At 53.0% G+C, this 12253-nt stretch carries 10 protein-coding genes; 9 read left to right on the top strand and 1 reads right to left on the bottom strand.

From position 1 onward, the window contains the following. Window positions 1-74: 74 nt before the first annotated feature. From MHH82_RS20330 to MHH82_RS20320, 3 genes are all read left to right on the top strand, one after another. Window positions 75-1304, top strand: coding sequence for a CynX/NimT family MFS transporter (locus MHH82_RS20330; protein WP_340967669.1), 1230 nt, complete (start codon window positions 75-77; stop codon window positions 1302-1304). 283 nt (window positions 1305-1587) lie between these two features. After that, window positions 1588-2817, top strand: a complete 1230-nt coding sequence (locus MHH82_RS20325; protein WP_251497132.1) for a chromate transporter — start codon at window positions 1588-1590, stop codon at window positions 2815-2817. Between the two features lie 171 nt (window positions 2818-2988). After that, window positions 2989-3921 (top strand): NAD(P)/FAD-dependent oxidoreductase, encoded by a 933-nt coding sequence (locus MHH82_RS20320; protein WP_145037718.1) that lies wholly within the window; start codon window positions 2989-2991, stop codon window positions 3919-3921. A 165-nt stretch (window positions 3922-4086) separates the two neighbouring features. On the opposite strand, the gene MHH82_RS20315 is transcribed toward MHH82_RS20320, so the two are convergent. Further along, entirely contained in the window at window positions 4087-4389 is a 303-nt protein-coding gene (locus tag MHH82_RS20315) for a hypothetical protein (RefSeq protein ID WP_145037720.1), read from the bottom strand. A gap of 148 nt (window positions 4390-4537) precedes the next feature. On the opposite strand from MHH82_RS20315, the gene MHH82_RS20310 reads away from it, so the two are divergent. From MHH82_RS20310 to MHH82_RS20285, 6 genes are all read left to right on the top strand, one after another. Continuing rightward, on the top strand, window positions 4538-4921 hold the full coding sequence (locus MHH82_RS20310; protein ID WP_015736198.1) for an antibiotic biosynthesis monooxygenase family protein: 384 nt from the start codon (window positions 4538-4540) through the stop codon (window positions 4919-4921). Between the two features lie 225 nt (window positions 4922-5146). Next, the gene (locus MHH82_RS20305) at window positions 5147-6127 is read left to right on the top strand and encodes an AAA family ATPase (protein ID WP_036661486.1); all 981 of its coding nucleotides are present in this window, start codon (window positions 5147-5149) and stop codon (window positions 6125-6127) included. A gap of 12 nt (window positions 6128-6139) precedes the next feature. Continuing rightward, entirely contained in the window at window positions 6140-7246 is a 1107-nt protein-coding gene (locus MHH82_RS20300) for a DUF58 domain-containing protein (RefSeq protein WP_015736196.1), read from the top strand. Next, window positions 7243-8547 (top strand): DUF4129 domain-containing protein, encoded by a 1305-nt coding sequence (locus MHH82_RS20295; protein ID WP_015736195.1) that lies wholly within the window; start codon window positions 7243-7245, stop codon window positions 8545-8547. The genes MHH82_RS20300 and MHH82_RS20295 overlap by 4 nt, the downstream gene beginning before the upstream one ends. A 12-nt stretch (window positions 8548-8559) precedes the next feature. After that, window positions 8560-10512, top strand: a complete 1953-nt coding sequence (gene pulA / locus MHH82_RS20290; protein ID WP_015736194.1) for a type I pullulanase — start codon at window positions 8560-8562, stop codon at window positions 10510-10512. A gap of 100 nt (window positions 10513-10612) precedes the next feature. After that, window positions 10613-12217, top strand: coding sequence for an S-layer homology domain-containing protein (locus tag MHH82_RS20285; protein ID WP_036661484.1), 1605 nt, complete (start codon window positions 10613-10615; stop codon window positions 12215-12217). The last annotated feature ends 36 nt before the right edge of the window (window positions 12218-12253 follow it).

The following is a 12253-nucleotide window of genomic DNA, read 5'->3' as shown; positions in this document are numbered from 1 at the left end:
CTAAAGTCCGGGTTTGTGATAAACTCGGATAAGTTTATTTTTACATATCGCATGAAAAGTAAGGAGTCCATGTCATGACATCAAGAACATCGAAAGATCCAAACACCAATTCCACAGGGCGCACATGGTTGATCTTTGCAGGCATCATCCTTATTGCCATTAACCTCAGGGCGGCGATTACTTCGGTAGGTCCGCTGATCGGAATCATTCGTGAGGATACGGGAATTTCAAACACATTGGCAGGCATGCTGACAACGCTGCCGCTATTAGCCTTTGCTTTACTGTCGCCGATGGCGCCGGCCATGGCCAAAAAATGGGGACTGGAGACGACCCTTCTGCTGAGTATGGTCGTGCTGACTTTCGGCATCGGCATACGCTCGATATCGTCTCCCTATACGCTGTTGATAGGTACCGCATTCCTAGGGATGGCCATAGCCGTAGGGAACGTGCTGCTCCCGAGTCTGGTCAAGCGGGACTTCCCGCGCCATATCGGTTTGATGACAGGCACCTACTCCGCCTCGATGAACCTGCTCGCCGCGATTGCATCGGGGGTGAGCATTCCGCTGGCTACCCAAGCCGGGCTTGGTTGGCAGGGCTCCCTGTTAATTTGGGGATCCTTGTCCATATTGGCGATGATCGTATGGCTGATCCAGCGCCGCAGTTCCGGAAAAACCGCTGAGATCAGTTCGGCAGCCGGAAAGCAGCAGAGCGTGCTGAAGTCGCCGCTTGCTTGGTATATTACTTTATTTATGGGGCTTCAATCATTTACGTTCTACGTGAACATCTCATGGCTGCCCGAGATTCTGAGAAGCCAAGGCATGGATTACGGTGCCGCAGGATGGATGCTCTCGATTCTCCAATTTGTCAGCCTGCCATTTTCCTTCATCATTCCAGTCCTGGCCGGCCGGAATCCGAACCAGCGCGTACTGGTAACGATCTCTGCATTGTCCATGCTGATCGGTTATGCCGGTTTGTTATCCGGCATGTCTTCGTTGAATCTCCTATGGGTGATGCTGGTAGGGATTTCGGGCGGGGCGAATTTCAGTTTGTCCCTGATGTTCTTCACCCTTCGTACCAAAACAGCCCACGAAGCCGCCGCGTTATCGGGCATGGCCCAGTCGTTGGGTTATTTGCTGGCTGCCGTCGGTCCGATGCTGATCGGGTTCCTGCATGACGCAACGGGAGGGTGGAAGGTGCCTCTGACGGTGCTGTCCGCCGTTGTCGTGGTGTTGTTCATCTTTGGTTTTGGGGCAGCGAAGCCAGGTTATCTGTCCGTTCCGGACGAAACGAAGACGGAGGCTTAAAGCTGCAGAAGTCAGCATCTGGTGATGCATCATGCTATTAGAACGATATGAAGAGCGATCCATGGAGATACTCCAGTTGGATCGCTCTTTTTTTAATGCATGTGCGGACATTCACGCGAAGCATTCAAGTCTGAAAAATTTACATTGCGTTTACATAAATGGGTAGATTGATCATGAGAATATGGTATACTCTGAAATTTGATAAAGATGATCTATATACTTAAGACTGAACGGGTTAAGAGTTCTATCACATTACACCAAGCAAACGGGGAGCGATGGTATCTTGAATCTACAGACAGATAAAGAGCAAACACAGTCTCAAGTTGGCAACAGACAACCGTCCGGAAGGTGGCGTGCGCTCGGCGAAACCTGGTGGACTGCTCTGCAGCTGGGACTTACTTCATTTGGCGGGCCGATTGCCCATCTCGGATACTTCCACCAGACCTATGTACGGCGGAAACAATGGCTGGATGAGAAAAGCTACGCGGATCTGGTGGCCTTGGCCCAGTTCCTTCCCGGACCTGCCAGCAGCCAGGTAGGCATTGGCGTTGGGGTTATGAGAGCCGGACTCTGGGGCGGACTTGTCGCTTGGCTCGGCTTCACGCTGCCGTCCGTGCTCATGCTTATGATTTTTGCCTATCTGATGCAGACCTTCGATCCCGGCTCGGCAGGCTGGATTCAGGGACTTAAAATCGTCGCGGTAGCCATCGTAGCGCAAGCGGTGCTCGGAATGGCAGGGAAGCTGGCCTCAGGCCCTGTCCGGGCGGCTGTAGCGTTAATCGCCATGGCCGTCGTGTTGCTGTGGCAGAGTCCCGTGTCTCAAGTGACGGTGATCGCTCTAGCCGGCTTATCGGGATTGTGGCTGTTCAAGCGTCAAGCAAACGAAGAGTCAACACCCGATATGAAAATGCCGATCGGACGGAGAGCCGGACTCTTTTGCCTGGGAGCGTTTGTCGTTCTGTTGGTAGGTCTCCCGCTCCTTAAAGGAATAACCGATAATGGATGGGTAGCCATTGTGGACAGCTTCTACCGTGCCGGATCGCTTGTATTCGGCGGAGGGCATGTTGTTCTTCCGCTGCTGGAGAGCGAGACGGTACTGAACGGATGGATGTCTAAAGAGGATTTTCTAACCGGTTACGGGGCGACACAAGCGGTTCCTGGCCCGTTGTTTACATTTGCCGCTTATCTTGGGGTCCTGATTCAGGGAATACCCGGTGGCATCGTTGCTACGCTTGCCATCTTTCTGCCCGGATTTCTGCTCATGGTAGGAGCCATGCCATTCTGGAACGGCATCAGAAGAAGCCCGAAGCTGCAGGGCATGCTGACAGGCATGAACGCGGCTGTGGTCGGAATTCTGCTGGCCGCTTTGTACCATCCCATATGGACTTCCTCCATCCACGGTCCGCTTGAATTTGTGATCGGCGCAGGACTGTTCGGGATGCTGATGTTCTGGAAGAGTCCCCCGTGGCTTGTTGTCATCATTGGCGCATTAGCAGGACAGTTTCTCCTGTAAAGGCCTTATTGAATAGCCCTCGGCATGATGTGCCGGGGGTTATTTGATTGATCAGGAGTAAATCGCATCGGATTGGTTAAATATTAGGGTGTATCTCTATTCGGGAAGCATGCGTTGATCACAAGAGTTTTTAGCTCTTAATTCGATACAGAAATGAGTGGATAAACCTACATGATGGACAGCGACGTGAAAGATTGCATTATTGTTGGCGGCGGAATTGCAGGTCTGCAGGCAGCTATACAACTGGGACGGTATTCGGCCTACGATGTACTGGTCATCGACCGGGGAACGGGGCGTTCCACCATCTGCAAGAGCTACCGCAACATACTAGGATGGCCGGAAGGGGTGTCCGGTGAAGAGCTCAGACAGCGAGGGCGGAAGCAGGCGGAGGCCGTGGGCGTTGCGTTTGCAGCCGATGATATACGGAAGGCCGAACGGGATGAAGCGAAGTGTTTTGTGTTAACCGGTAAAGACGGAACCAGGTACAGGGCAAAAAGCATGCTGCTTGCAACAGGCTTGATGGACCGCTTTCCCAAGCTGCCGGGCCTGATGTCTACGCTGGGCACATCCGTTTTTGTATGTCCCGATTGCGATGGATATGAAATTCAGGATCGAAAAACCGTTGTGCTGGGATCGGGGGATCCCGGTGCCAGTATGGCCATTTTGTTATCCGAGCGGGCGAAGGAAATCATCTATGTCAACCATGAGGGACAGCCGGCTTCGTCCGAGAACATGACGCAGTTAGCGAATCTTGGGATTCCGTATATAGAGAAAAGAGTAACCGAAATTCAGGAGGAAGGGGGCATCCTATCGGCTGTCGTGCTGGAAGACGGCAGCATCATACGCGCGGAGCGCGGTTTCATATCCTTTGGCGGGAACATGATCTATTCCGAATTGGCCGAGCAGTTGGGGGCGGAACTGGAGCACAACCGGCATGTGAAGACCGATCCCCGATCCAAAATGACAAGTGTCGAACTGCTGTGGGCTGCAGGCGACCTTGGCGTCCATTCCGAATTAACGACTGTAGCGATGGGGGAAGGCGCAACGGCTGCGATCTGGATCCATAAAACGCTGAAAAAGATGACAAGCCAAGCCGTAACATAATGTTATGAGTCAGGCTGGAATATTCGCATGGTCCAGGCCATGACATGATAACTAAAGAACCCGCCTGATCGGGCACGGAATGTAAGGAGCGATACCGTGGATCAAGGCGGGTTTTCTGTGCTATCAGCGGACTGTCACCTTGAATTCAAGTCGAGAGACTAGACGTTATGACAGACCGAATCTCGTGATATGATCTTCGAGTTTATATTTGTGCAGCAATTCCGTTTGCTTGGGACCGATCAGGTCAAAATGCGGGTATGGCTGGCGGTGATGGATATACTGCGGATTTAATCCATTGGATATGCACCAGTCCTTCAGGCGCTGAATATCCGAGCAGCCTACTTTGGTTACGGTATGAAACTCCGGAAACCGCTTATCGTACCAATAATGGGTTAAAAACGCGATATCGCCTTTGGCGACTTTCTGTTTCCATTGCTGTAATTCCTGCTTCGAGATGCCGAATGCCATGTTAGTCTCATCCTCATTCGTATATTCATTCTTCTCATTATACCAGCATATACTTGACTGCACCTACTTGTTTTCATAGCCTGGTGCTGCGAAGCCTGAAGCGCTGCCTTACCGTTGATCGGATCGATGTCGAAAGAGGGGGAACGTTATGATACTGGAATCAGCCATTCTTTATATTAAACCTGGGCTGGCAAGCGAATTCGAAAGTGCCTTTCGGGAGGCTTCCGGCGTATTGTTATCCAAAAAGGGGTATGTAGGCCATGAACTTCACAAGTGCGTGGAGAACCGGGATGAATATATATTCCTTGTCCGCTGGAGCGGCATTAAGGATCACCTGATCGGCTTCCGCGGGCACCCGGACTATAAGAAATGGGTTGCCTCTCTAGAACCGTTTTATGCAAAAGCGCCTGAGGTCAAGCATTATATCGACATCCGGATCGACAGCCGAGAGCAGGCGGAATCGGAGCTGGCTAAACTGTTGATTCCGGAAAGCGGCTCGGATTCCGCCGAGGAAAACAGGCCGTCAGAATAATATGGGCTTCATTTTATCGGCTAATACAACACGGGATGAGTATCCCCTACTGAGGGTGATTCCCCGGGAGCCGTCCTTGGACGGCTTCTTGGCGTTATTGGAAGAGGCGCGCCCTGGTCAGTGAAGGCTTGGCCAAACTTGGCTAATCGGTCTTATTTTGTCCCGAATAACAGGAATTATGGGATGGCGTGACGAACTTTGTTGTTAAGTTAAACTACATAAGGGGTGGTTACAATCATTACAGATTATCATGACGTCCGCCGTCTTGCCGACGACATTCGGGCAAACGTTTCCAAAGTTATGGTAGGCAAGGAGCAGCTGATTGACAGATTGTTTATTGCCATGGTCACATCGGGACATGTACTGCTGGAAGATGTTCCGGGAACCGGGAAGACGCTGTTGGCCAAATCCATCTCCAGGTCGATTGATTGCACGTTTAAGCGAGTACAGTTTACGCCGGATTTGCTGCCGTCCGATCTGAGCGGCATTTATTTCTATAATCAACAGTCCGCGACGTTTGAATTCCGTCCCGGTCCGCTGTTCACCAATATCCTGCTCGCCGATGAAATCAACAGAGCGACGCCTCGTACGCAGTCCAGTCTGCTCGAGTGCATGGAGGAGCGCCAGATCAGCATCGACGGAGTAACCCATCAACTGAAAGAACCGTTTCTGGTCATCGCCACGCAGAACCCGCTGGAGCAGCAAGGAACGTTTCCGCTGCCGGAGGCACAGCTGGACCGCTTTTTATTCAAACTGAACATGGGGTATCCTACCTCGGAGGAAAGCGTGAATATTTTGAAGCGCTTCAAAGACGAACAGCCGCTGGAATCCCTGACGGCCATCGCAGCGTCCGACCGCATCGTACAAGCCAGGCATATCGTCAGCAAAGTACATGTCAGCGATGAGATGTTGGCTTATATAGTCGAACTTTCCGAGCATTCGAGACGGGATGAAGCCGTCGCCTCTGGCGTAAGCCCGAGGGGCTGCCAGGCATTATTGAAGGCGGTGCAGGTACAGGCCGTCCTGAACGGGAGAGAGTTCGTTACGCCTGATGACGTGAAGGAGCTGGCCGTGCCGACGTGGGCGCACCGCTTGAAGCTGCGGGGGACGCTCCACAACCGCGGCGGCGCGACCGCCTCGGAAGAAGTGATCGAACGATTGCTGCAGCAGGTTGCCGTGCCGACAGAAGAAGGCATTTCGTCGTAGGGGGCGATGGCGATGGGAGCCTACTGGATATTGTTGATCGCTGCGGTGGTTGTGGTCGTGCAGGGCAAGATTTTCAAACGGACGGCACTCCAAAAGCTGAACTACAGCCGTTCCTTCAAGGTATCGACCTGCTATGAGGGAGATTCCGTGGAATTGATCGAAATCATCGAGAACCGTAAAGCGCTGCCGGTGCCCTGGCTTCGGGTAGAATCTCAGTTCCGCTCGGGCCTGGCGTTCGATAACCAATTGAACCTGGACATCAGCGAGGGGCAATACAATCAGAACCATAAGAGCTTCTTCAGTCTGCTGCCTTGGACCAAGATTCTTCGAAGGCATCGGATTACCGCGAAACGAAGAGGTTTGTACAAGCTGGGAACGGTATCGATGACGACAGGGGATCTGGTCGGCATGGAATCGGTTGTCCAGAGCAAGACCCTGTCCGGCGGAATTATCGTGTATCCGATGCCGATGGATGCGTCGGACATGGAGCTGCCGGTTCAGACCTGGATGGGGGAGATGCTGGTCCGAAGATGGATCATGGAGGATCCATTCCTGATATCGGGCGTTCGCGAATATCGGGACGGTGATCCGCTGAAGGATATCCAATGGAAAGCGACTGCACGGACGGGAAGCCTGCAGGTTCACAGGCGGGATACGACCGCGGACAGCCGGCTCTTCATCTATTTGAATATTGAAGATCATGAGCAGATGTGGAGCAAGGCAACGCGGCCGGAGGCGATTGAGTATGGCATCCGCCTGGCTGCCGGCATTACGGCGCATTTATTGTCACTGGGCATGGAGATCGGGATGGGGACCAATGGAACCCTTGGCGAGGATTCAAGCGATGAAGCATTCGTTCCGGTTGCAGGCGGCATGATGCAGCAGGAGCTGATATTCGAAATGCTGGCCAGACTGGAGCTGACCCGCCGGCTTTCTTTTCATGATTATTTGGCCCATGAGCTGTCGCGGCATGAAGAAGCTAAAGATATCCTCATTCTGAGCACTTACGTCAGTCCCAGGCTGGAAGAGATGTTTCAGCGATTCCGGGATAATGGGCACACGATCCAGGTATTCCTTCTCCGCGACGTGCCGTCTTCCGCGAAGGAGGTGTCCGCATGACCAGTCGAGGACCCGGATTTATAAGGGCTTTTTTGCAGGGATTGGTGGAGTGCGTATTGTATTTCCCGGTGCTCTTCATCCCGGCATTCTATCTGCTGCCTGAATCGTACCGATGGATATGGCCCGCCCTGGTCTTAGGCGGGTACGTCCTGGGCTACGCAGGTGCACATTGGTTCAACATGGATCGTCAGTTCAAAGCTTTCGTATGGTCTTGCCTGGTATCCGTTGCTGTATCCGTTGCCTTTGTAGGGGTTGATATCATCCTTGCTTACGTGATCCCGCTGTTGTTTATTGCCAGTATTCGCGGAAGCCGAATGGAGCAGGTGAACTGGAATTTGATGTTCCCGGGAACATACTTTCTGATCGGGTTGATTCTGTACGGGGTCAGCAGTTTTTTTCTCAGTTTCACGGACTCCTTCCGCGGCGGAATATCGTCTCTGACCTGGATGGGAGCGGCTGCGTTAGGATTGACCCTGCTGATCGTCAACCGGCAATACGTGCTGGACGAAACGCTGCCGGGCAATGACCAGCCCGTGCTGGAACGGCGCGTGCTGCGCTACAATCGCTGGTTTATCATCCTTTTGCTGATCCTTATTGCGCTGGTCGCTTTTCTTCCGCAGCTGCAGCAGTGGGTCTCCGATATGGCGAGGGGGATCGCTGCCTGGATCTCCGGGTGGTTCAGTTCGGGTGCAGAGCAAGCGCCGGAGCCTCCTTCAATGTCGGAGCCTCCTCCCGAGATGCCGTATCTCGATGAAGAAACCAAGCCGCCTAGCCAATGGATGAAAGTCCTGGAGCAAGTGCTGATTTATGGCGTATTCACCGTGATCGGGATCGGTATGCTATACGTTCTGTTCCGGTTTGGCAAAGTGCTGCCCAGCCTCTACAGAAAATTCTCCGCGTGGATGAACAGGATGATGAACAGGCAGAACGTCCAGCCCCAACTGGGCTATGAGGACGAAGTGGAGAATATAGAGCATGACCCGGCATCCAAGCGGCTGCGACGGCTGTTGTCCGGCGTGCGTATCGGCGGAAGGCATCGGGAAGGAGAGGGCTCGGAGTTTCTCAATGAGAAAATCCGCCAAATGTATCGTTTGATACTTTCCCGAAGCATCAGGGAAGGCTATAATTGGAAAGCGTCATTTACACCGCGGGAGACCGAAAACGATCTTAAGGAATGGGACGGACGGAAGGATCGCATTCCGCAGTCCTTGATCGAGCTGTATGAGGAAGCCCGCTACGGAAACCGTACCATTACAAAAGAAGAAGTGGAAGGACTGCAACTTGACCGGAAGCCTAAATGAGGAGTGAACATCTTGTCGGTACAAAAAGAAAGCAACGCTGTTATTCACTACGGGGATCCCGCGGTAACCGGGGGCGTCTCCGTTTTTGATAAGGAATTTGACAAGCTGTTTTATTATGACGGAACCGACCTGGGGTTAACCTACCAAACCCAAGAGTCCAAGTTTCGCCTGTGGGCACCCACGGCCAGCGAGGCCTACGTGCTGCTGTACGCGGATTGGCAGACGTCAGAAGCCCGGCGTTTCCCGATGACGCGCGACGTGAAGGGAACCTGGCTGCTGAAAGTAGAAGAGAATCTTCATGGGATGTTTTACACCTACCAGGTGCTGATCGGGGATCAATGGAATGAAGCAGTCGATCCCTACGCGGCAGCCGTAGGCGTCAATGGCGATCGGGCTTACATCGTGGATATGGCAGGGACCGATCCCGAGCGTTGGACAGACGAGAAACCTCCGTTCCAAAGCCCGCTGGATGCCGTTATCTATGAACTGCATGTTCGTGATTACACCATTCATCCGGACAGCGGAGTGGAGTTTAAGGGCAAGTTTAAAGGCCTGACGGAGACGGGTACCCGGGGGCCGGGAGGGATTCGTACAGGACTTGATCATATCGTGGAGCTTGGGGCCACGCACGTGGAACTACTGCCGATTTATGATTTTGCCACGGAAAGCGTGGATGAGACCAGGCTGCATGAGCCTCAGTACAACTGGGGGTACGACCCGAAGAACTATAATGCTCCTGAAGGCTCGTATGCTACCGATCCGTATGTGCCGGAGATTCGGATCCGTGAATTGAAGGAGCTGATTCAGACCTTCCATGAACATGGCCTGCGGGTCATCATGGACGTGGTGTATAACCACGTTTATGACGGGTATTTGGTCAACTTCACGAAACTGGTGCCGGGATATTATCTCCGCTACACGAAAGACGGCAAATTCTCCAACGGATCCGGATGCGGCAATGACACGGCATCCGAGCGTCCGATGATGCGGAAGTTCATTGTGGAATCCGTCCTGCATTGGGTGAAGGAGTATCGGGTGGACGGTTTCCGCTTTGACCTGATGGGATTGCTGGATGTGCAGACGATGAATGAAATCCGTGCGCGCCTGGACGAAATCGATCCTTCCATCATGACGATCGGCGAAGGCTGGGTCATGAATACCGAGCTGGACGAGAAGAAACGGGCGAATCAGCAGCAAGCGGCCTTGATGCCGCGAATCGCGCACTTTAACGATGGTTTCCGTGATGCAGTTAAAGGGGATATCTTTCATTTTGATTATAAAGGCTTTGTGAGCGGCGGCGTCGGATATCAAAACAAGGTGAAGCAAGGCATCGTGGGCGGCATTCCGTATTCCCAAGATATCAAGGCGTTTGCTTCCGAGCCGGATCAGTGCGTGAATTATGTGGAGTGTCATGATAACCATACCCTTTGGGATAAAATCATGCTGTCTACGGATGGGGAGTCGGATGCCGTTCGCCGCGATATGCACCGGCTGTCATCGGCCATGATTCTTACCAGCCAAGGCATTCCTTTCCTGCACGCCGGCCAAGAGTATTATCGCTCCAAGAACGGTGTGGAGAACAGCTACAATGCCAGCGATGAGGTGAACCGGCTTGATTGGGGAATGGCATCGGAACACCAGGACGGGGTGAAGTACATCCAGCGGCTCGTTCAGCTGCGCAGGAATCATCCGGCGTTCAGAATGAGGGATGCAGCGTCGATCCGCAAGCATCTTCATTTCGAGCCGTGCCCGGAGCATACCGTTGCTTTCACGCTTCGCGATCATGCGGGCGGCGACCCGGCAGAGAATATCTATGTGCTCTATTATGCCGGACGCAAACCGTCCTCCCTGACGATACCCAAGCTGGGCGACTGGAAGGTTCTGTTTGGCGAAGAGCATGTGAAGGGATTGAGCCGGGATTCCCTTGTAGTCGAAGGTATAGGCGCGGTCGTTTTAACTTGTTAAATCCTTAACCGTTGCCCACATTGCCAAGAAATGCATAATGCCTGATTCTATCATCATCTGATATGCTGAGAATATCAGATGATAGAATCGAGGCGCCCCTTTGAAGAAATATATCCTGTCACTTTGTTTCCTTTTGTCTTTTACAGCGTTTATAAGCCCCCTTCAGGCATCAGCAGCTCAAGCTCCTAGCCCGACCGCTTTTCACGATATTTCGTCCAGCTTTGCAAAAGACGCGATTTACCGTCTGGCCAAGCGAGGCATCGTAAGCGGGGATGGCACAGGAGCTTTTTTGCCGCGAAATCCGGTTACGCGGGCCGAATTTATCGCTATGGTTGCCAGAATGCTGAACATGGAGCCTGTTCCGAACGATCTGCCCGCCTTTCAGGACGTATCCCGTTCAGCTTGGTACTACGGCTGGGTTCATGCAGGCCTTAATTTATCCATCGTGGAGGGGAACGGCTACAAGTTCTTTCCGAATGCTTCGATAACAAGACAGGAAGCCGCGGTCATCGTTATTCGTGCCATGAAGGATATTGGATACGATAACGGATATACCGCCGGCTACTATACGGATTCGGAATCGATCGCGGCATGGGCTTGGCGTGCGGTCGGCCAAGCGACGAATACAGGCTGGCTGCAAGGAAGCCAAGGCCAATTCAGACCGCTGGACCCGATCACCAGGGAAGAAACGGCGATGCTGCTGGACAGGGTCCTTCAATCGGGAAACGTGAAATCCATGATCGACAGCCAGCCGGCTGCGAATATTCATATGGGCTGGTTGTACAATGGCTCGACCAAGCAATATATCTCCTATGCCAAACGGGCCGGGTTGAATGTGCTGGTGCCGCGGTGGTATTACATGGAGTCTAACGGGAAGCTGTCGGACAGCACCGACATCGAGCTGCTGAATTGGGCACATAACAATGGCCGGCAGGTGTGGGCTATGGTGGGCAACCGCGCGAATGCGGAAGGAACCCACCAGGTTCTAAGCAGTCCGCAGTCCCGGAAGTCTGTCGTAGACAGCATCGCTGCGAGCGTATCCCGCTACCGATTGGATGGGATCAATATCGATTTTGAAAACGTCATGCCTGAGGACAGGCAGAATCTGACGGCCTTCATCACGCAGTTATCCATGGAAATGAAACGGCTTGGAGCCAAGTTATCCATTGATGTTTCACCTGATCTGAATACGGATTGGACGGCTGCCTTCGATTATGCGGCGCTTGGGAGTCAAGTGGACTATATGGTGCTCATGAGTTATGATCAGCACTGGGGCGGTTCGCCGAAAGCAGGCTCCGTATCCTCGCTGCCATGGAGCGAATCCGCGCTGAGCAAGCTGCTGACCCAAGTGCCGGCTAAGAAGAGCATCATTGCGTATCCGCTCTATACGAGGGATTGGCAGATTGCTTCATCGGTGTCCTCGTCGGATATCAGTTTGATTGAACAGGGACATCGCATCCGTCTGACCCGGGCTTCCTTAACTTGGAATGCCAGCGTGGCGCAATATGAAGCAGCTTATAGCAGCAGAGGCATCCAGCATCGCATATGGACCGAGGATTCCCGCTCCCTGTCATGGAAACATCTCATGGCCGCCAAATACCGAATTGCCGGGTATGCCTATTGGTATCCGGGAGCAGAAACGACGGACGTGTGGCAGGCGATTGACAATGCGGAGCGTTATGCTTCGTATTCGTTCCGGATCTAAGAGCAGACAGGTTACATCCAAGACCAATCCCGATGA

The organism is Bacillus sp. FSL K6-6540 (assembly GCF_038007545.1).
Note: the sequence above shows the minus strand (reverse complement) of the source record. Positions and strands in the feature narration are given on the sequence as shown.